Origin of the sequence: Streptomyces sp. NPDC047315 (genome assembly GCF_040643215.1) — a bacterium.
Lineage (GTDB): Bacteria > Actinomycetota > Actinomycetes > Streptomycetales > Streptomycetaceae > Streptomyces.
In genome coordinates this window covers 1-25228 of sequence record NZ_JBEYTZ010000018.1, presented here as the reverse complement: position 1 = coordinate 25228, position 25228 = coordinate 1, and the positions used below count along the sequence as shown (strand labels likewise).

At 71.5% G+C, this 25228-nt stretch carries 20 protein-coding genes and 5 tRNA genes; 10 read left to right on the top strand and 15 right to left on the bottom strand.

Features of this window, described 5'->3' with window-relative positions:
• The first annotated feature begins 137 nt into the window (after positions 1 to 137).
• Entirely contained in the window at positions 138 to 854 is a 717-nt protein-coding gene (gene ndgR / locus ABZ842_RS21310) for an IclR family transcriptional regulator NdgR (RefSeq protein WP_361538670.1), read from the top strand.
• Positions 855 to 1016: 162 nt separating this feature from the next.
• Here ndgR and ABZ842_RS21305 read toward each other — a convergent pair.
• From ABZ842_RS21305 to ABZ842_RS21265, 9 genes are all read right to left on the bottom strand, one after another.
• A tRNA-Glu gene (locus tag ABZ842_RS21305) sits at positions 1017 to 1089 on the bottom strand.
• A gap of 23 nt (positions 1090 to 1112) precedes the next feature.
• Positions 1113 to 1184: transfer RNA gene (locus ABZ842_RS21300), tRNA-Gln, on the bottom strand.
• Between the two features lie 16 nt (positions 1185 to 1200).
• Positions 1201 to 1273: transfer RNA gene (locus ABZ842_RS21295), tRNA-Glu, on the bottom strand.
• 61 nt (positions 1274 to 1334) lie between these two features.
• A tRNA-Glu gene (locus ABZ842_RS21290) sits at positions 1335 to 1407 on the bottom strand.
• Between the two features lie 21 nt (positions 1408 to 1428).
• Positions 1429 to 1500, bottom strand: a tRNA-Gln gene (locus ABZ842_RS21285).
• Between the two features lie 87 nt (positions 1501 to 1587).
• Positions 1588 to 2304, bottom strand: coding sequence for an HAD family hydrolase (locus ABZ842_RS21280; protein ID WP_361538668.1), 717 nt, complete (start codon positions 2302 to 2304; stop codon positions 1588 to 1590).
• A 281-nt stretch (positions 2305 to 2585) separates the two neighbouring features.
• Positions 2586 to 4106: a glutamate--tRNA ligase gene (gene gltX, locus ABZ842_RS21275; RefSeq protein WP_361538666.1), complete on the bottom strand. Its 1521-nt coding sequence runs from the start codon at positions 4104 to 4106 to the stop codon at positions 2586 to 2588.
• Positions 4099 to 4884, bottom strand: coding sequence for a fumarylacetoacetate hydrolase family protein (locus ABZ842_RS21270; RefSeq protein ID WP_361538664.1), 786 nt, complete (start codon positions 4882 to 4884; stop codon positions 4099 to 4101). Before ABZ842_RS21270 ends, gltX begins: the two co-directional genes overlap by 8 nt.
• 152 nt (positions 4885 to 5036) lie before the next feature.
• Positions 5037 to 5207, bottom strand: coding sequence for a hypothetical protein (locus ABZ842_RS21265; RefSeq protein ID WP_361538662.1), 171 nt, complete (start codon positions 5205 to 5207; stop codon positions 5037 to 5039).
• A 733-nt stretch (positions 5208 to 5940) separates the two neighbouring features.
• Here ABZ842_RS21265 and ABZ842_RS21260 point away from each other — a divergent pair.
• The 8 genes from ABZ842_RS21260 (at position 5941) to ABZ842_RS21225 (ending at position 17037) form a co-directional block, all read left to right on the top strand.
• Positions 5941 to 10065 carry a nitrate- and nitrite sensing domain-containing protein gene (locus tag ABZ842_RS21260; protein WP_361538994.1) on the top strand — a complete coding sequence of 1375 codons (4125 nt, stop codon included), beginning with the start codon at positions 5941 to 5943 and terminating at the stop codon, positions 10063 to 10065.
• Between the two features lie 9 nt (positions 10066 to 10074).
• Positions 10075 to 10488: a roadblock/LC7 domain-containing protein gene (locus tag ABZ842_RS21255; RefSeq protein ID WP_361538991.1), complete on the top strand. Its 414-nt coding sequence runs from the start codon at positions 10075 to 10077 to the stop codon at positions 10486 to 10488.
• 130 nt (positions 10489 to 10618) lie between these two features.
• Positions 10619 to 11020 (top strand): DUF742 domain-containing protein, encoded by a 402-nt coding sequence (locus tag ABZ842_RS21250; RefSeq protein ID WP_361538660.1) that lies wholly within the window; start codon positions 10619 to 10621, stop codon positions 11018 to 11020.
• Positions 11001 to 11582, top strand: a complete 582-nt coding sequence (locus ABZ842_RS21245) for an ATP/GTP-binding protein (RefSeq protein WP_361538658.1) — start codon at positions 11001 to 11003, stop codon at positions 11580 to 11582. Before ABZ842_RS21250 ends, ABZ842_RS21245 begins: the two co-directional genes overlap by 20 nt.
• 337 nt (positions 11583 to 11919) lie before the next feature.
• Positions 11920 to 15291 carry a nitrate- and nitrite sensing domain-containing protein gene (locus ABZ842_RS21240; protein WP_361538656.1) on the top strand — a complete coding sequence of 1124 codons (3372 nt, stop codon included), beginning with the start codon at positions 11920 to 11922 and terminating at the stop codon, positions 15289 to 15291.
• A gap of 10 nt (positions 15292 to 15301) precedes the next feature.
• A complete protein-coding gene (locus tag ABZ842_RS21235; protein WP_358825178.1) occupies positions 15302 to 15715 on the top strand; it encodes a roadblock/LC7 domain-containing protein in 414 nt (137 codons plus the stop codon).
• Positions 15716 to 15812: 97 nt separating this feature from the next.
• Positions 15813 to 16475, top strand: a complete 663-nt coding sequence (locus ABZ842_RS21230) for a DUF742 domain-containing protein (RefSeq protein ID WP_361538654.1) — start codon at positions 15813 to 15815, stop codon at positions 16473 to 16475.
• The gene (locus ABZ842_RS21225; RefSeq protein ID WP_130585192.1) at positions 16456 to 17037 is read left to right on the top strand and encodes an ATP/GTP-binding protein; all 582 of its coding nucleotides are present in this window, start codon (positions 16456 to 16458) and stop codon (positions 17035 to 17037) included. Before ABZ842_RS21230 ends, ABZ842_RS21225 begins: the two co-directional genes overlap by 20 nt.
• A 175-nt stretch (positions 17038 to 17212) precedes the next feature.
• On the opposite strand, the gene ABZ842_RS21220 is transcribed toward ABZ842_RS21225, so the two are convergent.
• From ABZ842_RS21220 to ABZ842_RS21210, 3 genes are all read right to left on the bottom strand, one after another.
• Positions 17213 to 17419: an acyl-CoA carboxylase subunit epsilon gene (locus ABZ842_RS21220; RefSeq protein ID WP_361538652.1), complete on the bottom strand. Its 207-nt coding sequence runs from the start codon at positions 17417 to 17419 to the stop codon at positions 17213 to 17215.
• A gap of 28 nt (positions 17420 to 17447) precedes the next feature.
• Positions 17448 to 19031, bottom strand: coding sequence for an acyl-CoA carboxylase subunit beta (locus tag ABZ842_RS21215; RefSeq protein ID WP_361538650.1), 1584 nt, complete (start codon positions 19029 to 19031; stop codon positions 17448 to 17450).
• A gap of 154 nt (positions 19032 to 19185) precedes the next feature.
• On the bottom strand, positions 19186 to 21522 hold the full coding sequence (locus ABZ842_RS21210) for a polysaccharide lyase 8 family protein (protein ID WP_361538648.1): 2337 nt from the start codon (positions 21520 to 21522) through the stop codon (positions 19186 to 19188).
• Positions 21523 to 21772: 250 nt separating this feature from the next.
• Here ABZ842_RS21210 and ABZ842_RS21205 point away from each other — a divergent pair, with 250 nt between their 5' ends.
• A complete protein-coding gene (locus ABZ842_RS21205) occupies positions 21773 to 22363 on the top strand; it encodes a YceI family protein (protein WP_361538987.1) in 591 nt (196 codons plus the stop codon).
• Here the strand turns inward: ABZ842_RS21205 and ABZ842_RS21200 are convergent.
• The 3 genes from ABZ842_RS21200 to ABZ842_RS21190 all read right to left on the bottom strand — a co-directional run.
• Positions 22350 to 22952 (bottom strand): DUF6309 family protein, encoded by a 603-nt coding sequence (locus ABZ842_RS21200; RefSeq protein WP_361538646.1) that lies wholly within the window; start codon positions 22950 to 22952, stop codon positions 22350 to 22352. The genes ABZ842_RS21205 and ABZ842_RS21200 overlap by 14 nt on opposite strands.
• Before the next feature lie 121 nt (positions 22953 to 23073).
• Positions 23074 to 24450: a hypothetical protein gene (locus ABZ842_RS21195; RefSeq protein ID WP_361538644.1), complete on the bottom strand. Its 1377-nt coding sequence runs from the start codon at positions 24448 to 24450 to the stop codon at positions 23074 to 23076.
• 85 nt (positions 24451 to 24535) lie between these two features.
• Positions 24536 to 25228, bottom strand: a 693-nt coding sequence (locus ABZ842_RS21190) for an alpha-isopropylmalate synthase regulatory domain-containing protein (RefSeq protein ID WP_361538642.1), incomplete at its 5' end; no start/stop codon positions are given.

Below are 25228 nucleotides of genomic sequence, written 5' to 3'. Positions count from 1 at the left end.
CGTGTGCGGCCACTCGATCCGCTGGGCCGTCCCCCGGGGTTCTCCCTGGGGCCGTGCCCCGGGCCGCCCCTACAGCCTGGCTCCTTCTCCAGAAAATTGAACTTGCGTTTCATACTGTGAGACGCGAATATCGTTTCATGGACAACTCTAGCGGCGTCGGCGTTCTCGACAAGGCGGCTCTGGTTCTGAGCGCACTGGAGTCCGGTCCGGCCACCCTCGCCGGGCTGGTCGCGGCGACCGGGCTCGCCCGACCCACGGCCCACCGGCTGGCCGTGGCACTGGAACACCACCGTATGGTGGCGAGGGACATGCAGGGGCGGTTCATCCTCGGCCCGCGGCTCGCGGAGCTCTCCGCGGCGGCCGGCGAGGACCGACTCCTGGCGACGGCCGGCCCCGTGCTGACGCATCTGCGCGACGTGACCGGCGAGAGCGCCCAGCTCTACCGTCGACAGGGCGACATGCGCATCTGCGTCGCCGCCGCGGAGCGGCTGTCCGGACTGCGGGACACCGTCCCGGTCGGCTCCACGCTCACCATGAAGGCCGGGTCGTCGGCGCAGATCCTGATGGCCTGGGAGGAGCCGGAGCGGCTGCACCGCGGGCTCCAGGGCGCCCGCTTCACGGCGACCGCCCTGTCGGGCGTACGGCGCCGGGGCTGGGCCCAGTCGATCGGCGAGCGCGAGCCGGGCGTGGCCTCGGTCTCCGCGCCCGTGCGCGGCCCGTCGAACCGCGTGGTCGCCGCCGTCTCGGTCTCCGGGCCGATCGAGCGGCTGACCCGCCACCCGGGGCGGATGCACGCGCAGGCGGTCATCGACGCGGCAGCCCGGCTGACGGAGGCCCTGCGCCGCACCAGCTAGGACGCGTACCCACCATGAAACCCTCGCGCCCCTGCGTCCCCTGCCTCGGGGGCCCGCCGTCCAACCCGGGTGCGGGCGCGGGGAGTTCACCACGAGGGCGGAAGCCGGAGACGGAACGCGAGGAAGCCCTCCGCGTCATCGCGGAGGGCTTCCTCGTTCACGTACCCCCGACCGGATTCGAACCGGCGCTACCGCCTTGAGAGGGCGGCGTGCTAGGCCGCTACACAACGGGGGCGAGAAAGTGATCCATCGGATCAGCTGGGCTACCAGGACTCGAACCTAGACTAAATGAACCAGAATCACTCGTGCTGCCAATTACACCATAGCCCATGGTGGTTTAGACCAGTACCCCCGACCGGATTCGAACCGGCGCTACCGCCTTGAGAGGGCGGCGTGCTAGGCCGCTACACAACGGGGGCCCTAGCGATCCTGCGTCGCGTTCGTCGGTTGCGATCCGGACGTACGCGCGGGAAGGATCTGTACCCCCGACCGGATTCGAACCGGCGCTACTGCCTTGAGAGGGCAGCGTGCTAGGCCGCTACACAACGGGGGCTTTGCAGATGAGCTCTGCGAGCTGGCCTACCAGGACTCGAACCTAGACTAACTGAACCAGAATCAGTCGTGCTGCCAATTACACCATAGGCCACCAAAGCGCAACCCCCGGGAGGGGGCTTGCTTGGCTTGCGCCTTCCGTCCGGGCCTTTCGGCCCTCTCGGGCGGCGCAGGAAGAACATTACCCGATGGTGGACGGCGCTCCAAAACGGGTATCGCCCGCCAACAGGCCTGGGAGCTGGTCGAGACCGGTGATCCGGATCAGCTCGGGCCGCCCGCCCCGTTCGGCGCGGTCGAGCCAGACGCCGGTCAGCCCCGCCTCCCCCGCGCCGCGTGCGTCGATGTCGGGCTCGTCGCCCACGTACAGGACCTCCTGCGGCGGCAGTCCGACGGCCGCACAGGCGGTGTGGAACGCCTCTGCGGCGGGCTTGGCGATGCCCAGGTCGGCGGCGCAGACGACGGCCTCGAAGCGGTCCCGTACGCCCAGGGTCCGCAGCTTGTGGTCCTGGACGGAGAGCGCGGAGTTGGAGAGCACCGCGTGCCGGTAGCCGGCGAGGGCGTCCAGTACGGGCACGGTGTCCGGGAAGAGGCTCCAGGCGGCCTCGTAGTGCACGACGTACCGTCCGAACCAGGCGTCGGCGTCCGCGTCGCTCAGGGCTAGCCCGGTGAAGGTCCGCACCCGGTCGCGCCGCTGCCCGAGGAAGTCGACCTCCCCGGCGGAGAAGCGCGCCCAGTGCCGTGCGGTCACCTCCTGCCAACGCCCGAGGGCCTGCTCGGCGGAGGATTCTCCGTCCAGCAGGCCCTCGGCGTGCAGGTGGTCGCGCATTCCCGCGAGATCGGCGCCCCGGTAGTCGAAGATCGTGTCGTCGATGTCCCACAGGATCGCTTTGATGACCATGGCCGAAGCCTAGGGCGCTTCTGACAGATCAGGCTGGTTAAGGGAGCGGGGTCTGGTGCCGTGGATCTCAATGCGGAGGAGGGAGTCGACGCGGTGGGGGTCCCACCGTGCCCGCAGGGCACAGGGGGCCTTCGGCGACCGACGACGACGCGGAGTGGGGGCACCTCCCGGGCCGAAGGCCCAGGGGGAACGGCGCCAGGGCACGCGAGCCCTGCAAGATCCGTCAGAAGCGCCCCAAGGCCCGGCCCCGCCCGGGCGGCGGGGTCGGGCCGGGGTCTGCCTCAGGCCGCGGCGTTCAGCTTGGTCAGGGCGGCGTCGATGCGGGCCAGGGTGCGCTCGCGGCCCAGGATCTCCAGGGACTCGAAGAGCGGCAGCCCCACCGTGCGCCCGGTGACGGCGACCCGGACCGGGGCCTGGGCCTTGCCCAGCTTGAGGCCGTGGGCCTCACCGGCGGCCAGTACCGCTTCCTTGAGGGATTCGGCGCTGTTCCAGTCGGCCGCCGCCAGCTTCTCGCGGGCCGTGGTCAGCAGCTCGGCCGCGCCCGGCTTCATCGCCTTGGCCCAGGACGCCTCGTCCTCGACGGGCTCGGCGAGGAAGAGGAAGTCGACGTTGGCCGTGATGTCGGACAGCACCGTGAGCCGGGTCTGGGCGTACGGGGCGATGGCCTCCCAGGCGGCGCGGTCGAACCGCTCCGGCGCCCAGTTCGCGTACGGCGCCCGCAGCCAGGGCTCGCACGCCTCGGCGAACGCCGCGACGTCGAGCCGGCGGATGTGGTCGGCGTTGATCGCCTCGGCCTTCTTGAGGTCGAAGCGGGCCGGGTTGGCGTTGACGTCCGCGATGTCGAACTTCTCCACCAGCTCGGCGACGGAGAAGACGTCCTGGTCGGCCGAGAAGGACCAGCCGAGCAGCGACAGGTAGTTCAGCAGCCCCTCGGGCAGGAAGCCCCGCTCGCGGTAGAGGTTGAGGGAGGACTGCGGGTCGCGCTTGGACAGCTTCTTGTTGCCCTCGCCCATGACGTACGGCAGATGGCCGAAGGAGGGGACCTCCTTGGCGACGCCGAGTTCGATCAGCGCCTTGTAGAGCGCGATCTGGCGCGGGGTGGAGGAGAGCAGGTCCTCGCCGCGCAGGACGTGGGTGATCCCCATCAGGGCGTCGTCGACCGGGTTGACCAGGGTGTAGAGGGGGGCGCCGTTGGCCCGCACGATGCCGTAGTCCGGGACGTTCTCCGGGGTGAAGGTCAGTTCGCCGCGCACCAGGTCGGTGAAGGTGATCGGCTCGTCGGGCATCCGGAAGCGGACGATGGAGGAGCGGCCCTCCGCCTCGTACGCGGCGCGCTGCTCGGCGGTCAGGTCGCGGCACTGTCCGTCGTAGCCGGAGGGGCGGCCGGCGGCGCGGGCTGCGTCGCGGCGGACCTCCAGCTCCTCCGCGGTGCAGTAGCAGTGGTAGGCGTGGCCGGCCTCCTGGAGGCGGCGCGCGACGTCGGCGTAGACGTCCATGCGCTGCGACTGGCGGTACGGCGCGTGGGGGCCACCGACCTCCGGGCCCTCGTCCCAGTCCAGGCCGAGCCAGCGCAGCGAGTCGAGGAGCTGCTCGTAGGACTCCTCGGAGTCGCGGGCCGCGTCGGTGTCCTCGATGCGCAGGACCATGGTGCCGCCGGTGTGCCGGGCGAAGGCCCAGTTGAACAGGGCGGTGCGGACCAGGCCCACGTGGGGGTTGCCGGTCGGCGAGGGACAGAAACGTACGCGCGGGGGTGCACCCTGCTCGCGCGGAGCTGGGAGCTTGGGGGAGTTGGCGTTAGCCACGCTTGATCACCTTGTTGGCGAGAGTGCCGATGCCTTGGATGGTGACGGCGACCTCGTCGCCGACGTTGAGGGGTCCGACTCCGGCCGGGGTGCCCGTGAGGATCACGTCGCCGGGGAGCAGCGTCATGGCCTCGGTGATGTTGACGACCAGGTCCTCGATGGAGTGGATCATCTGGCTCGTGCTGCCGAGCTGGCGCTGTGCGCCGTTGACGGTGCACTGGACGGCGAGGTCGCCGGCCGCTTCGAGGTCGATGCCGGTCTCCACCCAGGGGCCGAGCGGGCAGGCGGTGTCGAAGCCCTTGGCCCTGGCCCACTGCTTCTCGCGCTTCTGCACGTCACGCGCGGTGACGTCGTTGGCGCAGGTGTAGCCGAGGATGACGTCCTTGACGCGCTCGCGCGGGACGTCGCGGCACATCCGGCCGATGACCACGGCCAGTTCCGCCTCGTGGTGCAGCTCCTGGGAGAAGGAGGGGTACGCGATGGCGTCGCCGGGGCCGATGACCGAGGTGGAGGGCTTGAAGAAGGCGAACGGCTCGGTCGCGGGCTCGTTGCCGAGCTCGGCGGCGTGCTCCGCGTAGTTGCGGCCGAAGGCGACCACCTTGTTGGGCAGCACGGGCGGCAGCAGCCGGACCTTGCTCAGGGGGACCTTGGTGCCGGAGAGTTCGAAGTCCGCGAACGGGACGCCCTTGATGATGTCGAGGACGAGCCCGTCAGGGGCTTCGCCCTCGACCGCGCCGAAGGCCACGTTGCCGTCGATGGAGAACCTGGCGATGCGCACGGGATGCCGCTGCCCCTCTGTTGCTGATGACGCTGTTGGAGTCGGACGCTCCAGGCTAACGCGGCGGGGGCGCGGCCCCCGCGCACGCCTGCGCCCGGGGCGGCCGGTGGGCCGGGTCCCGGGCGCTGTGGGGTTCGGGGCGCGTTCGGCCGTCAGGCGACGGGGGCGTCCATCAGAGTGGTGCGGCGCGGGTTGGCCGTCTGGGTGGGGAGTTCGACGGAGTGCTCCGGACGGGCCGGCACCTCCAGCTCTGCGGCGTCCTTGACGTGCGCGAGGGTGGTGCGGCGGGGGTTGGCTATCGTGCGGACCGGAGTCGTCTTCATCGGGTGCCTTCAGACCTTTCAGACCTATCGGCTTATCTCGGCTGTCTCGGTTGGGCGCGCTGCGGGGCGCTTTACAAGCAGGGTGCTGCTGCCCAACGCGACAGGTTAAACATCCAGTTCCCGACAAAGTCGTGGAGAACGTGTGTGACAGGTGTGAGTTTCCTCACCAACCACCCGGCAATTCGGTCATTACGGGCCGTCAACTCGCCCCCATAAAGCGGACATTGCATAGCTGAAGCGATCATTCCTCTCCTGATCGCAACGACCGGGACAGGCCCCACCCTTTGGCAACCCCCCGACAACCCGTACTGAAAAGTCCGTTTCACCCGCTTAAGTCTTTCAACGGCTTGTGACCCAACGCTTACAACGTGTCACCCGGGTCACAGCACGGTGCGCGGCCCTTGTTGGAGATCCGGCACTGTGCTGGAATTCCACGCACCGCCGCAGAACCAGTCCGGCGCGCAAGGGGCGCAACGCAGCGCCGAGCGGCGGCGGGAAAGGGGGAAGCGCCGGTCACTCAGACCACAAAGAGGCGCGGCGCCGCGCCTCGCCAACGCCGACACCGTCCCTTCCGTTCTGCGGAGGGACGCCTGGTCCAGAGGTTGCGACGCTAGTGCAGGGACGTTTCAAGAGAGATGGCGCAGGGCGTCCCCAGGCCCACCAGGGTCGTGGGGAAGCCGCGGCGGAGCAGGAGCCGCGCGGCGGGACCGTCCGTGGCTCGTCGCCCCAGCACATCCAGAACCAGGGCCAGGGGCCGACGACCCAGGGCAACGGCGGCGACCGGAGTCCCGCGCGACCCGGCGCCCGCCCCGCCCCCGGTGGACCGAACGGTCCCGGGACGGCAGGGCCCGCAGGCCCGGGCGGACCGGGCGGACCAGGTGGTCGGAGCGGCCCCGGTGCGGGCGCCGGCGGCGGGCCCCAGGGCCCCGGCGGCGGAACTCCGACCGGTGCCGCCCCCACCGCGGGTGACGCGGCCGAGGCGGAACCCAAGCTGAAGGGCACCGGCAGCACCGGCTCGCGCCTGGCGCTGCGCAACTGGCGCATCAGTACCCGGCTGGTCTCCCTGCTGACCCTCCCCGTCGCCGCCGCGGTGACCCTGGGCGGGCTGCGGATCCAGGAGTCCATGGACCGCATGGACCAGCTGAAGCACATGGAACTGCTCACCGACATGACGCAGGAGGCGACCAAGCTCGCCGCCGCGCTCCAGCACGAGCGGGACACCACCGCCGGACCGCTGGCCAACGACGCCAACGCCGGCGACTTCAAGGTGACCGGCCCCCGCGAGGCCACCGACCGCGCGTACGCCGCGTTCCTGAAGGCGTCCGAGGGCGTCGACATCAAGAACAACGGCGAGGACGGCGCCCAGGACGACGCCCTCGACTCGATCCGCACCACCGTGAGCCAGATCTACGCGCAGCTCTTCAAGCTGCGCTCGATCCGCGAAGACGCGTACGTGAAGGAAGGCTCCAACGCCGTCACGGTCGACGCGTACCACCAGATCATCAACTCCCTGCTGAACCTCTCCTCGGACATGGCCCAGGCCACCAACAACCAGGAGATGATCAAGCGGACGCGCGCCCTGGCCGCCTTCTCGGCCGCCAAGGAGTTCTCCTCCATCCAGCAGGCGATCATCGCCGCGGCGCTGCCCGGCGGGCCCGGTCAGAAGGGCGACGCGCTGAGCGAGGGCGACCGGCTCTACGGCCAGACCGCGCTGAGCAACGCCAACAACCAGGAGACGCTGTTCGGGCCGATCTACTCGTCGCTCGGCGGCGACCCGGCGGAGCTGCTCGCCCCGCTGGACTCGGGCAACCCGGACATCAAGCACGCCAACGAGTACGCCGCCCGGGTCCTGGAGAAGCAGGGCGGCATCGACACCACGGAGAAGCAGTCCCACCTGGACTGGACCCACAAGTACAGCTCGCGCATGGAGGCCATGAAGCGCATCGAGGCCACGCTGCTGGACGAGATGGAGTCCAAGGCCCGCCAGCTGCGTGAGGACTCGAAGCAGGACGCGATCCTCAACGGTGTGCTGATCCTCTTCGTCCTCGGGGTCTCGCTGGTCGGCGCCTTCATCGTCTCCCGGTCGATGATCCGCTCGCTGCGCCGGCTCCAGGACACCGCCACCAAGGTCGCCCAGGAACGGCTGCCCGAGCTGGTCAAGCAGCTCTCGGAGACGGACCCGCAGGACGTCGACACCTCCGTGGAGTCCGTCGGCGTGCACTCCCGCGACGAGATCGGCAAGGTGGCCGCGGCCTTCGACGACGTGCACCGCGAGGCGGTCCGCCTCGCCGCCGAGCAGGCGCTGCTGCGGGGCAACGTCAACGCGATGTTCACCAACCTCTCGCGCCGCTCCCAGGGCCTCATCCAGCGCCAGCTGTCGCTGATCTCGGAACTGGAGTCCCGCGAGGCCGACCCGGACCAGCTCTCCTCGCTCTTCAAGCTGGACCACCTCGCCACCCGCATGCGCCGAAACGGCGAGAACCTCCTCGTCCTCGCGGGCGAGGAGCCCGGCCGGCGCTGGACCCGCCCGGTCCCGCTGGTCGACGTGTTGCGCGCCGCCGCGTCCGAGGTGGAGCAGTACGAGCGCATCGAGTTGGCAGCGGTGCCCGCGACCGACGTCGCCGGCCGCGTCGTCAACGACCTCGTGCACCTGCTGGCCGAGCTGCTGGAGAACGCGACGTCGTTCTCCTCGCCGCAGACGAAGGTCCGCGTCACCGGTCACGCCCTGCCCGACGGGCGGGTGCTCGTCGAGATCCACGACACCGGCATCGGCCTCTCCCCCGAGGACCTGGCCGCGATCAACGAGCGGCTCGCCTCGCCGCCCACCGTGGACGTCTCGGTCTCCCGCCGCATGGGTCTGTTCGTGGTCGGCCGGCTGTCGCTGCGCCACGGCATCCGGATCCAGCTGCGGCCCTCCGACTCCGGTGGTACGACCGCGCTGGTCATGCTGCCCGTCGACGTCGCCCAGGGCGGGCGCAAGCCGATGGGCGGGCCCGGCGGTCACGGTCCTCAGGGCCCTCAGGGTCCGCAGGGCGGGCCCGGCGGTCAGGGCACGGTGTCCGCGCCGGGCGGTGCCGCTCCCGTCGGCGCCGGCCGCCCCGGCGGCGGTCAGGGCGCGCCCGGCGGCGGGCTGCTCGGTGGCAACCCTCCGCGCGGCCAGGTCGGTGCCGGCGCGGGCGCCGGTGCCGCGTTGGGTACGGGGCCGGGCAACGGTCCACGCGCGTCACTGCCGGCCCGCGACGGCGGCCAGGGCCGCCAGGGCGGCGGTCTCGCCAGCGCCTTCAGCGGTCGCGGCGGACAGCGCAACGCTCCCGCGTCCGGACCCTCGGCACCCGCTGCGCCCGGGTTGCCGGCGCGTCCGGAGACCGCTGCACTGCCCCAGCCGGGCACACCTGCGCGGGCCGAACTGCCCGGCGCGGGCCAGCAGCGCCCGCAGGGCACCAGTTGGGGCAGCGACCAGCGGCCGGGCGGACGCGACGCGGACACCGCGCGCGGCCACGACGACCTCGGCGCCGTCCAGGGCCCCGGTGCCACGGCGGAGATCCCCCGCCAGGACTTCACGGCGCCCCCGCCCGCGGACTTCGGGGCCCCCGCGCTCCGGCCCGCTCCCACGGAGGCGTCACACGCGACGAACACGCCAAACGCATCGGACACGGGCGAGTTCCCGAGCCCGGAGGCCGTGGCGCCGGCGCAGCAGCACCGTCCGCCCAACGCGCCGAACGGCCAGTTCGTACGCTCCGACGTCTTCGGTCCGCCCGGGGGCGCCGGCGGTCCGGCCCGTCCGGTGCAGGACGGCGGCCAGTTCGCCCCGCCGCGCGACGGCGGTGCGGACGGGTTCCGGGACCGGGGGCAGCAGGACCCGGCGGCGACGGGCCAGTTCGCCCGGCCCGACATGGTGGCGCCGCAGCCGCCCGCGCCCGGTCGCGCTCCCGCGCCCCGCGGGTTCGAGGAGCAGGAGGGCCCCGTCCGGGGCGAGCTGCCCGCGCAGCCGCAGCACGAGGCGCTGCCGCCCGCGCCCGGCCCCGGTGACGGCCGCACCCCGCTGTACGACACCCTGGAGACGGACTGGTTCCGCACCCAGAGCCGGAGCGGCCAGGGCAACCAGGGCGCTGCCGCGTACGACGAGCAGCCGCGGCAGGAGGGCGAGGCGCACGACGGCGTCGACTCCACCCAGCAGTTCCAGCAGATCCGACCGCTCCAGCAGACCCCGCAGGCGCCGCAGTTCCCGCAGGTCCAGCAGGCGCCCCAGGCCCAGCAGGCACCTCCGGCCCAGCAGGTCCCGCAGGCGCCCGCGCCACAGCAGACCCAGGCGATTCCACAGATCCCGCAGGTTCCGCAGGCGCCGTTCCAGCAGGCACCTCAGGCACCTCAGTCTCCGCAGTTCCCGGAGAGCCAGCAGGGTCCGCAGGCGCCCCAGTTCCCGCAGACCTCGCAGACGCCTCAGGCCCCCCAGGGCCCCCGTGGTCCCGAGGCAGCCCGCGATCTGCCGGACGCCGGCGGCCCGCTGCCGCGCCGCAACGGCGGCGCCTTCGGCGCCATCCCCAGCGACGGCCCCGAGGGCGAAAGCTGGCGCACCTCCCCCAACGACGAGTTGGGGCGCCAGGCCGAGCGGATCCGCAAGCCCACCTCCGGGGGCGTCACCACTTCCGGACTCCCCCGCCGGGTCCCGCGGGCCAATCTGGTCGCGGGCACCGCACAGCAGCAGAGCGGTCAGAGCGGGCCGTCGGTCTCGCGCGCGCCGGACGACGTGCGCGGCCGACTGACCAAGCTCCGCCGCGGCATTCAGCAGGGGCGCGAGCAGAACAGCTCGACGACCGGCAGCTTCAACCTCGGCCCCACACACCAGCAGGAGCGTTAGTTGAGCCCGATGAGCCAGGCGGCGCAGAATCTGAACTGGTTGATCACCAACTTCGTGGACAACACCCCCGGGGTGTCCCACACGGTGGTGGTCTCCGCCGACGGTCTTCTGCTGGCCATGTCCGAAGGGTTCCCGCGGGACCGCGCGGACCAGTTGGCGGCGGTGGCCTCCGGACTGACCTCGCTGACCGCGGGGGCCTCCCGGATCTTCGAAGGCGGCACCGTGAGCCAGACGGTGGTGGAGATGGAGCGGGGCTTCCTGTTCCTGATGTCCATCTCCGACGGCTCCTCCCTCGCCGTGCTGGCGCACCCCGAGTGCGACATCGGCCTGGTGGGCTACGAGATGGCCCTCCTGGTGGACCGAGCGGGCAGCGTCCTCACCCCGGACCTGCGCGCGGAACTCCAGGGAAGCCTCTTGCACTGATCAGCACCGGCCCCGAGCCCCGTCGCCCAACACGCGCCATCGCGCCGTCGTTCTCACAGGTCGCCAACCGGCCCCCACCGGCCCGAAGAGACGGCTCGCCACCCACTTGCTGTCCCGTCCGGAGGACCCCATGACCCCGCCACCCACCTCACACGATCCATACGGTGCCCACACCGACTACGGGTTCGAGGGAGACCAGCCGCTGGTGCGGCCGTACGCCATGACCGGCGGCCGGACCCGGCCGCGGTACCAGCTCGCCATCGAGGCGCTGGTCAGCACCACGGCCGACCCGTCGCTGCTGGCCGGGCTGCTCCCCGAGCACCAGCGGATCTGCCACCTGTGCCGTGAGGTGAAGTCGGTGGCGGAGGTCTCGGCCCTGCTCTCCATGCCGCTGGGGGTGGCGCGGATCCTCGTCGCCGACCTGGCGGAGGCGGGCATGGTGGCGATCCACCAGCCGGGCAACGGCGACGCCGGCGGCACGCCGGACGTGACACTGCTCGAAAGGGTGCTCAGTGGACTTCGCAAGCTCTAGCGGCGGTGCGCCCAGGTCGACCACCAGCGCGAAGATCGTGGTGGCCGGCGGATTCGGCGTGGGCAAGACCACGTTCGTCGGCGCCGTCTCGGAGATCAACCCGCTGCGTACCGAAGCCGTCATGACCAGCGCATCCGCCGGCATCGACGACCTCACCCACACCGGCGACAAAACCACCACCACCGTCGCCATGGACTTCGGCCGCATCACCCTCGACCAGGACCTCATCCTCTACCTCTTCGGCACCCCCGGACAGGACCGCTTCTGGTTCATGTGGGACGACCTCGTCCGCGGCGCCATCGGCGCCGTCGTCCTCGTCGACACCCGCCGCCTCGCCGACTGCTTCCCCGCCGTCGACTACTTCGAAAACAGCGGCCTCCCCTTCGTCATCGCCCTCAACGGCTTCGACGGACACCAGCCCTACACCCCCGAAGAAGTCCGCGAAGCACTCCAAATCGGCCCCGACACCCCCATCATCACCACCGACGCCCGCCACCGCGCCGACGCCAAAAGCGCCCTCATCACCCTCGTCGAACACGCCCTCATGGCCCGACTCAAGTAGACGGGCGGATACGGCAGTTGTCGTATCCACACAAGTGCGGACTGTGTCCTTTGACACGGTCCGCCCCCATGTTCATAACGTTTCGACATGGAATTGCAGCAGTTCGGACACCCGATGCAGCCAAACGGTGCCGCTGCGCTCATGATCGCCCCGCCTTTTGAAGGGGCTCGCTCTTTATGCCCGTTTTATCGCTCGCCGCCACGAGCCGGAATGGCTGATTCCAACTGTTTGGATCGGACCCACTCCGCATGCTGAAATTCGACGAACTTCTGAGTAGTACGGCTCTGAACGAAACACGGCACAACGTAGGTGCCGACGCCGAGAGGTTGTTGGTCGAGTGAGGCGAAGCAACACGAGCTCCGCGGAGCAGCAGGCGCGGGGCAACTTCACCCCGCCGTCGCACGCTGCGGCGCCGCCCGTGGACGAACCCGCGCCCCCGCCGGCCGCCAGTGGCAACAAGAGCCGCCTCTCCCCGCGCAACTGGCGCGTGCCCACCCGACTGAACGCCATCCTCCTGCTGCCCGTGCTCGTCGGCCTCTTCATGGGCGGCTTCCAGGTCAAGGGTTCCATCGACACCTGGGACGAGGCCAGGGACGCCGAGAAGACCGCAACGATCGTCAGCGCCGCGGCCGAATACGGCGCGGCGCTCCTCAACGAACGCGACCTCACCGCCGAACCGCTGCTCAAGGCGACCACGCCGGAGCAACGCAAGGCCGAGCCGGTGACGAAGGCGTACGCAGCGACGGACGCGGCGAAGGCCAAGTTCGACCGCGCCGTCGCGGACATGCCGGCGGGCCAGGGCCTGGAACGCCGGCTCGAACTCTTCAAGCGCGAGGAACCGCGCCTACAGGAGCTGCGCAAGGCCGCGTACACCACCAGCCTCGACCCGGTGGGCACCGAAGAGGGCTACGTACAGGTCCAGCACTCCCTGATGGAGTTCGCCAACGAACTCGGACTCGGCACCGGCAACGTCACCAGTTACGGCCGGACCGTCTACGCCGTCCAGCTCGCCAAGGCCGCCACGTCCCTCCAGCGCTCCATCGGCGTCCACCTGCTGGTGCGCCCCAGCGACAAGCCCGACGTGCGGGCCCGGCAGACGATCGCGTTCAACTCGTACAACTACCTGGAGCAGATCGCGGTCGCCGAGTACGTCTCCGGCGGCACCCAGGAGGACGCGGACAAGCTCACCGCCGTCATGAAGCGCAAGGCCGACGAGGGCGAGAAGCGGCTCCAGTCGGCCGGGCTCGACCCGACGCCCGGCGCCGACGGCTCGATCTTCGCCGGGATGGCCCAGAAGATCGGCTCCGGCGCCTCCCCCGCGGACCTGGCGAAGCAGGACGTCACGCCCGAGACGTGGATGGCCACGGCCACCGGCAAGTTCGAGGGCTATCTGGAGGTCGAGCGCGACCTCGTCGACCAGGCCGTCAAGGAGGCCGCGTCGATCTCTTCCGACGCCAGGCGGGACGCCATCCTCACCGGTGCGGTCGTGGTCGTCGCCCTGCTGGTCGCCTTCCTCCTCGCCGCGGCCGTGGCCCGGCAGATGAGCCGCTCCATGCGCCAGCTGCGCTCCGCCGCCTTCGCCATCGCCGAGCAGCGCCTGCCGATGCTGGTCGACCAGCTCTCCCGTACGGAGCCGGGTCGGGTGGACACCCGGGTGCAGCCGATCCCGATCGACACCCGGGACGAGATCGGCGAGGTCGCCCGCGCCTTCGACCAGGTCCACCGGGAGGCCGTGCGGCTCGCCGCCGAGCAGGCCATGCTGCGGGGCAACGTCAACGCGATCTTCACCAACCTCTCGCGGCGCAACCAGTCGCTGATCGAGGGCCAGCTGACCCTGATCACCGAGCTGGAGAACAACGAGGCCGACCCGGACCAGCTGGAGAGCCTGTTCCGGCTGGACCACCTGGCGACCCGGATGCGCCGCAACGGCGAGAACCTGCTCGTCCTCGCCGGCGAGGAGCCCGGCCGCCGCTGGAACCAGCCCGTGCCGCTGGTCGACGTGTTGCGCGCGGCCTCGTCCGAGGTGGAGTCCTACGAGCGCATCGAGCTGACCGGCGTACCGGAGACGGACATCCACGGCCAGGCCGTGACCGACCTCGTCCACCTCCTCGCGGAGCTGCTGGAGAACGCCACCACCTTCTCCTCGCCGCAGACCAAGGTCCGGGTGACCGCCACCCGGCTGCCCGACGGCCGCGTGATGATCGAGATCCACGACAAGGGGATCGGGCTCACCGCGGAGGACTTCGCGGACATCAACCACAAGCTGGCCAACCCGCCGACCGTGGACGTGGCGGTCTCCCAGCGCATGGGCCTGTTCGTGGTCGGTCGGCTCGCCGACCGGCACGGCATCCGCGTGCAGCTGCGCCCGTCGGGCGAGCAGGCGGGCACCACCTCGCTGGTGATGCTCCCCGACCCGATCACCCACGGCGGCGGGGGCGAGGCGCTGCCGGAGGACGACTTCACCGTCTCGCAGATGATTCCGGAGCAGCAGGCGTACCCCCAGGGCGCCGGCAGTCCGGCGCTGACGGCCGCGGACCTCGGCTTCGACGACTCGCGCTACGGCGAGCAGCAGCAGGGTCCCGGCAACGGACGGCCGGCGACCGGCCCCGGCTCGCTGGACCCGGTGGGCCGCTCGCTGGCCCGCGGGGGACGCCGGGCCGCACTCGGCCCCTCGGTGCACGGCGGCGACCAGCCGCAGGTGTACCAGGACGCGCAGGCGCAGGGCGCCCAGCAGACGCAGCCGTACGACACCGGGCAGTGGGGCCACGACCCGCTCGCGGGCCAGGGCGGCTACCCCGCCCAGCCGTCGTACGACGGGCTCCAGGCCGGTGGATACGCCGAGCCGGCGGCGGAGCAGACCCAGCCGATGCCTCCGGTCTATCAGGACCCCCACGAGGCACAGGCTCCACAGGCATCACAGATGCCACAGGTACCGCAGGCACACCAGCTGCCGCAGGCACACCAGGATGCCCAACTACCCCCGGGCGCCGGGTATCCGGAGGCTGGCCTCTCAGATCACGGCCAGCTCGAACAGCCCTACGGCGGGCAGTACGCTCCCCAGCCGCAGCAGGGAGAGTGGCCGGATCAGGGCGGTTTCCCGGGCGCGTACGAGCCTGATTACCGTCCGGAGTCGGAATCTGCCGGCAGCGCCCCCACGAATGGCGCCGAGAGCGTAGGCTTCGAGCGTCCGGGACCTTCTCCGAGCAGTGGTCACGAGCTGACCGAGGCCGGTCTTCCGCGGCGCGGCACCAAGCAGCGGTCGCAGCCCGCGCAGGATCGGCCCCAGACCGGCCAGCAGTGGCAGCAGCCCGGGGACCAGGCCCCGCAAGCGCCGCAGGGCGCCCAGCCCGAGGCGGCGACCGAAGGCGGCGACGAGGCCGCCGGGGCCGGTGGTCCGCAGGACTGGCGCTCGGCCAACGACGAGCGCTGGCAGCGGGCGGAGAAGCTGCGCGAGCCGAAGGCGGGCGGGATCACCTCGTCCGGCCTCCCGCGGCGGGTGCCCAGGGCCAACCTCATCGAGGGCACCGCGGAGCAGACGCCGCAGCAGGGACTGCCCCAGGTCTCGCGAGCGCCCGAGGACGTGCGCGGCAGGCTGAGCAATCTGCGCCGCGGGGTCCAGCGGGGACGCGGCTTGGGAGCGGACACGAACGGACCGGCCACCTACGATCAAAGCGGTGGCCCGGGTAGTACCTACAACCAGGAGCGTTAGTGTGAGCCCGATGAGCCAGGCGGCGCAGAATCTCAACTGGTTGATCACCAATTTCGTGGACAACACCCCCGGGGTGTCCCACACCGTGGTGGTCTCCGCCGACGGACTCCTGCTGGCGATGTCCGACGGATTCCCGCGGGACCGCGCGGACCAGTTGGCGGCGGTGGCCTCCGGACTGACCTCGCTGACCGCGGGGGCCTCCCGGATCTTCGAAGGCGGCGCCGTCAACCAGACGGTGGTGGAGATGGAGCGGGGCTTCCTCTTCATCATGTCCATCTCCGACGGCTCCTCCCTCGCCGTGCTGGCGCACCCGGAGGCCGACATCGGCCTGGTGGGCTACGAGATGGCCCTCCTGGTGGACCGAGCGGGCAGCGTCCTCACCCCCGACCTCCGGGCGGAACTCCAGGGCAGTCTTCTCAACTAACCGGCAGACAGTGCGTTTTACGCCACCGCACCATTAGGGTGCGGTGGCGCGGGTCCACAGGGACAGCAACCGGCGGATCGCGGTCGGAGGAGGAAACGTGGCAACACCCCCGGGCGGACGCCCGTATGACGGCGGTGCGCATCACCACCTGCCGGGCGAGCACTCGCACCACGGCTACCCCCTTCCCTCCACGTCGGGCAGAGAAGGCGACCACTTCTCCTCCCACCCGCAGGACCGGCACCCGCAGTACCACCAGCAGTACCCACCGCAGCAGCCGTACGACCCGGGATACGGCGGCGGACAGCCCGCCCATCCGCACCAGCCGTCCCACCACCAGCAGCAGCAGTACCAGCAGCAGCGCTACCAGCAGCCCTCGGGCCGGCGCCGCACCCCGCCGCCCTCGCCCAGCCAGGGCGGCCCCAATCCGCTGGTGCGGCCGTACGCCATGACCGGCGGCCGGACCCGGCCGCGGTACCAGCTCGCCATCGAGGCGCTGGTCAGTACCACGGCGGATCCGATGAGGTTGCAGGGGCAGTTGCCCGAGCACCAGCGGATCTGCCGGTTGTGCTTCGAGATCAAGTCGGTCGCCGAGATCTCGGCACTCCTCTCGATTCCCCTCGGCGTTGCCCGGATCCTCGTCGCCGACCTGGCGGAGGCCGGACTTGTCGCCATCCACCAGCCCGGCGGCGACGAAGCCGCCGGTGGCCAGCCAGACGTGACACTGCTCGAAAGGGTGCTCAGTGGACTTCGCAAGCTCTAGCGGCGGTGCGCCTCGATCGACCACCAGCGCGAAGATCGTGGTGGCCGGCGGATTCGGCGTGGGCAAGACCACGTTCGTCGGCGCCGTCTCGGAGATCAACCCGCTGCGTACCGAAGCCGTCATGACCAGCGCATCCGCCGGCATCGACGACCTCACCCACACCGGCGACAAAACCACCACCACCGTCGCCATGGACTTCGGCCGCATCACCCTCGACCAGGACCTCATCCTCTACCTCTTCGGCACCCCCGGACAGGACCGCTTCTGGTTCATGTGGGACGACCTCGTCCGCGGCGCCATCGGCGCCGTCGTCCTCGTCGACACCCGCCGCCTCGCCGACTGCTTCCCCGCCGTCGACTACTTCGAAAACAGCGGCCTCCCCTTCGTCATCGCCCTCAACGGCTTCGACGGACACCAGCCCTACACCCCCGAAGAAGTCCGCGAAGCACTCCAAATCGGCCCCGACACCCCCATCATCACCACCGACGCCCGCCACCGCGCCGACGCCAAAAGCGCCCTCATCACCCTCGTCGAACACGCCCTCATGGCCCGACTGCGCTGATCCCTCCGTCGCCCCGGCGCTGCCCGTCGTCGTGAGAAGCCCTCGACGCCTCCGTAAGGGGAGGCGTCGAGGGCTTCTCGCGCGTTGTGTCGTGGCCGAACGCGCAAGGCGCCCGCAAGCCGTGCGAACGGCCTGCGGGCGCCTGCGGATGAGTGCGGGGCGGAGCCCTGTCGGGTCAGCCCTGCCAGCTGTGGGAGGGCTGGAAGGCGCGCTGGCGCTCCAGGCGCCGCCAGGGGGCGGTGGAGCGGGCGTGCGGCGCGGGCTCGGCCGGGACGGACGCGGCGCGGGCCAGCAGGACCGCGGTGATCGCGGCCAGCTCCTCGGGCTCGCAGTGGCCCTTCTCGACCCGCAGCAGCGAGGAGTCGGCGGTCGGGGTGCTCATGTCTTCGGGCTCCGTATTCTCCGCAGCGTCACTGCGGGGGGTTGCCGTGCTTGCGCGACGGCAGGTCGGCGTGCTTCGTGCGGAGCATCGCGAGGGAGGCGATCAGCACCTCGCGCGTCTCGGCGGGGTCGATGACGTCGTCCACCAACCCGCGCTCCGCCGCGTAGTAAGGGTGCATCAGCTCGGACTTGTACTCCTTGACCATGCGCGTCCGCATGGCCTCGGGGTCCTCCGCGTCGGCGATCTGGCGGCGGAAGATGACGTTCGCGGCGCCCTCGGCGCCCATCACCGCGATCTCGTTGGTCGGCCAGGCGTAGGTGAGGTCGGCGCCGATGGACTGGGAGTCCATCACGATGTAAGCGCCGCCGTACGCCTTGCGCAGGATCAGGGAGATCCTGGGCACGGTCGCGTTGCAGTACGCGTACAACAGCTTCGCACCGTGCCGGATGATCCCACCGTGCTCCTGGTCCACGCCCGGGAGGAAGCCGGGCACGTCCAGAAGGGTGATGATCGGGATATTGAAAGCGTCGCACATCTGCACGAAGCGTGCAGCTTTTTCGGACGCCTCGATGTCCAACACGCCCGCCAGCGTCTGCGGCTGGTTGGCGATGATGCCGACGACCTGGCCGTCGAACCGGGCCAGGGCGCAGATGATGTTGCGCGCCCAGCGCTCGTGGACCTCCAGGTAGTCGCCGTCGTCGACGAGCTCCTCGATGACCTTGTGCATGTCGTACGGGCGGTTGCCGTCGGCCGGGACGAGGTCGAGCAGGACGTCCGAGCGCCGGTCGGCCGGGTCGGTCGCGGCGACCTGCGGCGGGTTCTCCCGGTTGTTCTGCGGCAGCATCGACAGCAGGTAGCGCACCTCGGCGAGGCAGGTCTCCTCGTCGTCGTACGCGAAGTGCGCGACGCCGCTGGTCTCGGCGTGCACGTCCGCGCCGCCGAGGCCGTTCTGGGTGATCTCCTCGCCGGTCACGGCCTTGACCACGTCGGGTCCCGTGATGAACATCTGCGAGGTGTCGCGGACCATGAAGACGAAGTCGGTGAGGGCGGGGCTGTAGGCCGCGCCGCCGGCGCACGGGCCGAGCATCACCGAGATCTGCGGGATGACGCCGGACGCCTTGGTGTTGCGCTGGAAGATGCCGCCGTACCCGGCGAGGGCGCTCACGCCCTCCTGGATGCGGGCGCCGGCGCCGTCGTTCAGCGACACCAGCGGCGCACCCGCCGAGATGGCCATGTCCATGATCTTGTGGATCTTCGTGGCGTGGGCCTCGCCCAGCGCGCCGCCGAAGATCCGGAAGTCATGGGCGTACACGAACACGGTGCGGCCCTCGACGGTGCCCCAACCGGTGACGACGCCGTCGGTGTGCGGACGCTTGGCCTCCAGGCCGAAGCCGGTGGCGCGGTGCCGGCGCAACTGCTCGACCTCGTGGAACGAGCCCTCGTCCAGCAGCAGCGCGATCCGCTCGCGCGCGGTCAGCTTGCCCTTGGCGTGCTGTGCCTCGGTCGCGCGGTCGCTGGGACCGCTGCGGGCCCGCTCGCGCAGATCGTGGAGCTCTGCCACGCGGCCCCGCGCGTCGGTCGGCTCGCTGGCGGTCTCGTCCACAACTGTCATGGATCGACCCTACGGACCCGAACAAGAAAACTCCGCCGTTGACTCCGTACAGTCTCCGGACGTTTCTCCTGTGAGGCTCGTACATAAGGGTGTGGCACACCACCCCTACTGCCAGGCTAGGGGCGCATTTGTTTGTGGGGTGCCCACAAGGCGTTCAGCGCAGCGTCACCTCGCAGCGGTGCCCGGCGCCCGCGGTCCCCCCGTTCAGCCGCAGCCGAATGGCCCCGCCCGTGGTCAGCACCTCGATCCCGGGGTCGACGGCGGTGACCGAGCCTACGGGGCGGTGCCAGGTGATCTCCACCGGGCGGCCGGTGCGCGCCGGATCGCTCAGACACAGGGTGGCGGTGGTGGCGCGGGTGCGGACCAGGACGCTCGCCGGGCCGGTCGCGGCGAGCAGGCCCGCGGTGCCGGCCCGCCAGAAGTTGGCGGCGGTCAAGCCGCGGGAGGGCACCGCCACTGCCTGGTGGGCGGCGCTGTTGTCGAGGACGGTCAGCCAGCGCCGGTCCGCGGCCCGGGCGGCGACCGCGGCGGGGCGGGCGCCGGGCATCAGGAGGTAGGCGTAGCGGGCGTCCTCGGGGTCGGTGCCGTGGTCCAGCCAGAGGGTCTGGTAGCGGCGGGTGACCCGCTCGGTGGCGCTGGTGGTGTTGATGTCCCGCCAGGCGCCGGTGCGGTCCTCGCGCAGGGTCCGCAGTCGCCCGGAGCCGTCGAGCATGACCCAGCCGCCGTGTCCGGCCAGGTGCGCCCAGCGCCGGCCGCGGACCAGCCGGGCCCGGCCGCCGTCGCCGAGGTTGCGGTTGTCCACGACCGTCTCGACGGGCACCCCGTCGGTGCAGGTGATGCCGGCGCCGAGGCAGACGACGGCGTCGTCGAGGAAGAACCAGGACTTGTGTGCGACCAGGGTGGAGCCGAGCCCCATGAGGTGCTGTCCTATCGCGGCGCACTCGCCGTCGGTGACCCCGCCGACCCAGCGGGCGGCGGGCCTGGGCTCTCCCCACTCGCCGCCCTCGCGGTCGGCGAGCCGTTTGGTCGACACGGTGGTGCCCGGCATCCGGTACGGGTCGACGGTGGGCCAGAACCAGTCGGTGTACTGGTCGCCGTGGGCGCCGCGGGGCCACCAGGTGAGCATGCCGGCCCCGGTGTGCCAGCCGCGCGGGTGCTCGCCGTTGCCGCACTCGTAGTACGCGATGCGCTCGGAGCACATCGCGAGGTTCGCGCTCCAGCCCGGGCTGCGGTGGACGGCCCGGTCCATGGCGGCGAAGAGGGTGTGGCCCACGGGCTCGGGTGCGGCGGGCCCGGGCGTCGCGGCCACCGCGTGCAGCCGGGCGAGGTCGGCCACGTCGTACTGGGGGGAGGTGAGGACGGGCACGGTGGCGTCCCGGGCGATCCACCCCTTGATCCGGGCGTGCCAGCGCTCGCGCTCGGCCGGGCTCGCCCCCTGGGCGAGCAGCGCGATCGCGGCGATGGCGGCGTGGCCGTGGAAGTGGTCGCTGCGCATGATCCGGCGGTCGTCGTTCTTGAGGAGCCCCCGGCTGACGGCGCGGCCGTTGACGCTGTCCATCATCAGCCCGTCGAGGATCAGGGGGGCGTACGCACGCTCGACGGCGTCGAGGACGGTCTGCCGGGCCGGGTCGGTGACCTGCCAGGGGGATGGGGCGAGGAGGGCGAAGAGCCGGCCGAGGCCGTCGAGCAGCACCTGTCCGTACGTGCCGGTGTAGGCGACCCGGGTGTGCTGGACGAAGGAGCCGTCGGCGTACAGGCCGTCCCCGCTCGTGACGTACGGGAAGACGGGCGACAGCGCGTCGCGGGCGAGGGCGATCTTGGCGGGGGCGCGGCCCAGGACGCCGCGCAGGGCGACGGAGCGGCACAGGTCCACGCGGTTGGCGCCGGTGGAGGTGCCGGAGTAGTCGTGCAGCGCGGAGTCGGGGACGAAGTGGTCGACGGCGGCGCAGGCGGCGTCGCGCTGGGCGGGGGTGAGGTGGTCGTACACGGCGGCCACCACGTCCATGAGGAGGCGGGGGCTGCCGATCTGCCACTCCCACCAGTTGCCGTAGCGGGTGGTGCCGGGGTGGTACACGGTGGCGGCGAGATGGTCGAGGCCGCGGACGACGTCGGCGAGCAGCCCCGGGTCCGGCTGCGGTCGGTACGCGTACGCCCGGGCCATCGTCCACAGGCGGCCGTAGCTGCGGGTGATCCCCGACGGCGGGTCGTACGGGCAGTCCGGCCAGAGCGAGCCGGGCGCGGGGGCCATGGTCGCGCGGACGGCGGCGGCCAGTCGGGCGGTTTCGGCGAGACGGCCGGCGTAGGGCTCGGCGGCGGGGTCGTACCCGGTGCCGAGGGCGATGGCGAGCCAGCGGCGGCGCAGGAGTTCGTACGGATCGCTCGGCTCGGCGCGCGCCGGACGCGGGGCTACGGTGGGTAAGGCGAGGGCGAGCGCGCCGGCGCCGGACGCGCCCATGAAGACGCGCCGGGACCAGGCTGAGTGCGGGGTCACGTACACCTCCCGAGACGGTGGTGCCACTGCGGACACGGGCCCGGCTGCCGAGGTAAGCACGACGCCACCGGGCCTTCAAGGGCCGCGGCGCAGATACTGAAAGCGCTTGCTCGCGGGCGCCCCGCCTGTTCACCCGCAAGGAGGAACTTCGGACCACCATCCTCGAAGAAGTTGAACTTTCAACCTCAGGGGTCTAGAGTCCTCATCGTTGAACATTGAACCACCACCTCCGTCCCCCTTGGAGTTCGTCATGGGCCTCTTCAACCGCAAGTCCGACGCCGCCGCCCCCGTGGACCCCGCCCTCGCGGCCCTGACGGGTGACTACGTGATCGACCCGGCGCACAGCAGCATCGGCTTCACCGTGCGGCACGCCATGGTGACCAACGTCCGCGGCGCCTTCGACGAGTACGACGGCAAGCTGTCCCTGAACGGCGCCGACCCGGCCTCCTCCGCGGCCGTCATCGACGTCAAGATCACCAGCATCGACACCGCCAACGAGGACCGCGACAACCACCTGCGCAGCGCGGACTTCTTCGACGCCGAGAAGTTCCCCACCATGACCTTCCGCTCCACCCGCGCGGAGGAGGCCGGCGGTGACACCTACCGCATGATCGGGGACCTCACCATCAAGGACGTCACCCGTCCGCTCACCATCGACCTGGAGTTCAACGGCTCCGCGAAGGACGCCTTCGGCAACGAGCGCGTCGGCTTCGAGGGCAGCGCCACCATCCTGCGCTCCGACTGGGGCCTGACCTGGAACGCCGCGGTGGAGACCGGCGGCGTCATGGTCAGCGACAAGGTGAAGCTGACCTTCGACATCTCCGCGATCAAGAGCTCCTGACGGCGCGCCGCACCCGGCGGACGTCCTCGGCGGGCCCGGCCGCCGACCGGGCGGGCGGCACGGCCCCCTCCACCGCCAGGTACGCCTCGACGGCGACGTCGCCGTCGAGGCGCCCGGCCCGCTCCCAGGCCAGCATCCGGTGCAGCCCGTCCAGATGGATCAGGCCCTCCACGGCTTCGAGCCGCTCGTAGTCGGGGCCCGGCACCGGCCGGGTGGAGAGATAGAGCGGGCTCATCGGCGCCCGCGCGTGGTGCTCCAGCTTGGCGGCGCAGCGCGGATTGCCGTTCAGGTACGCCTCGTCCAGCTCCCGCAGCCGAGTGGTCGCCGAGCCCACCGTCATGCCGGCGGGCGGGATCAGCTCGTGCTCGCCGTACTCGCCCATGTGCCAGGGCAGCACGACGTCCAGGACCTCGGAGCGGTCGAGCACGACGCGCTGCCAGCGGCCGAGGACGAGCTGTGCCTGGCACAGGTTCTCCTCGGCGTCGTCATTGGTGTTGTCCTCGTCGTCCATGCCCTCCATCACGTGCGGATGGTCCTGCAAGAAGGCCTTCAGGACCTGCTCGAACGGGACGGTGGCGAGGATCCTCATCGGGGGGCCTTTGTTCGGAGGGGAGAAGGGGAACCTATCCGATGGCCCCGATGTGCATGCGTGTTGCACGCACGATGACCGACGCGTGACGCCCTGGCCGAAACGGCCCCGGGCGGGACGTTCAGAACCCGCCCCCGAAGTCCCCGCCGCCGAAGTCTCCCCCGCCCCCGCCGAAGTCGGACGCGCCGAAGTCGCCCCCGGAGACCTCGCCGCTGCCGAAGTCACCGCCGCCGTACTCCGCCGCGTACGCGGGGGACGCCAGCATTCCGCCCAGCATCGTGCCGACCAGGAGGCCGGGCAGCAGGCCGCCGGCGAAGTAGCCGCCCGCCCAGGGGCCGTACGCCGGCCCCGCTTCCCAGTACGGCCGGCGTCCGGTCTCCGTCTCCACCGTCCGGGCCATCGGGTCGAGACCGTCCGCCAGCCGGGCCGCGTCCGCGGCGCAGACCGGGACCTGCCGGGGCGTGCCGCCGGCCGGCGTCCAGTCCGCGTCGGTCACGGACGGGCCGTGGCGCGGGTCGAAGAAGCACGGCGGACGGCGCGCGGGCAGCTCCCGCCCGGTGCGGCGGGCGTCCAGGACGGCGAGGCTGAAGCGGCCGTCCTCCAACTGCCCGGTCACCGTCCGCACGTCGGAGGGCCGCTCGGCCGAGCCCATCAGGGACTTCGCCCGTTCGTACGCGTCGAGGGCCCGCTCGTAGTCGGCGCGCATCGCGTCGTCCGCGCCCTGCTCCGCGGGGTGGAAGTCCAGCCGGTCCAGCTCCTCCCCGTACGCCGTGATGTCCTCGTCGACGACCACCCGCAGCTTGTCGAGCGCCGCCCGCTCCTGTGCGGCCTTGCGGCGGCGGTTGCGCTGGACGACGGCGAACGTGCCCGCGGCGCCCGCGGCCAGCAGCGCGCCGAAGGTGATCAGCGCGCCGGTGTTCATGCTGCCGTCGCCGGCGGCGGCCCAGGAGGCGGGGGCGCTGCCCCGCATCTGCGGCAGCGCCTGGTCGGCGAAGGCGTTCAGCTGCGAGGCCGCGTCCGCGCCGGCCGGCGTCTTCACCGCGGTGACCAGGTTCTGCACCTGCTGCGTCGGCATCACCGCGCCGTCGGCGCCGGCGTTGAAGCCGTCGCCGAGACGGATCGCGTACAGGCCCGCGACGCCGGTGTCGGCGCGCACGGTGGCGAGGACGGAGTCGGCGGGGAAGTCCGGGGTGTTCGGCAGCACGGCGACGAACAGCGGCTTGTCCGCGTCCCTGATCTTGTCGGCGAGCGCCTTCGCGTCGCCGGCGGAGAGCTGGTCGGAGGCGCGCGGATCGACGTACACGGGGCCGTTGCGCAGCGCCTCGGCCACGGTCTTCGGGCCGAGCGCCGGGGCGGCCTCGGCGACGGCGCCCGCTTCGGCGGCGATCGCCGGACCGGGGTCCGCGAGCGCCCCTGGCGCGCCGACGAAGGCAACTCCGACCAGCGCGGTGAGCGCCGTCAGCGTGCCCGCGAGTACGGATGGGAGCCTGGTCCTCATACTTCGACGCTACCCGAAAGGGTGATACCGAACCTTTCGGGCAGCGTCGCACGGTGGTGGGCCCGAGGTACGGGCCCACGGCCGCTCACTCGGCGGGTTCGACCCCCGCCCGCAGCAGGCCGTAGGTGTACGCGTCCTCCAGGGCCTGCCAGGACGCGGCGATGACGTTGTCCGCCACGCCCACCGTGGACCACTCCCCCGTGCCGTCGCCCGTGGTGATCAGCACCCGGGTGGTGGACTCGGTGCCGTGCCGCCCTTCCAGGATGCGGACCTTGTAGTCCACCAGCTCCAACTTGGCGAGCTGCGGGTAGAAGCGCTCCAGGCCCACCCGCATCGCCTTGTCCAGGGCGTTCACCGGGCCGTTGCCCTCGGCGGTGGCGACGATGCGTTCGCCCTTGACCCACAGCTTCACCGTGGCCTCGTTGGCGTGGGAGCCGTCGGGGCGGTCCTCGACGATGGCCCGCCAGGACTCGGTGCGGAAGTAGCGGCGCGCCCGGCCCTCGGCCTCGGCCCGCAGCAGCAGTTCGAAGGAGGCGTCGGCGGCTTCGTAGGTGTAGCCCTTGAGCTCGTGTTCCTTCACTCGTGCCACGACTCGGCCGACGAGTTCGCGGTCGTTGCCGAGGTCGATGCCGAGTTCTCGGCCCTTGAGTTCGATGGAGGCGCGGCCTGCCATGTCGGAGACCAGCATCCGCATGGTGTTGCCGACCCGCTCGGGGTCGATGTGCTGGTACAGGTCCGGGTCGACCTTGATCGCGGAGGCGTGCAGCCCGGCCTTGTG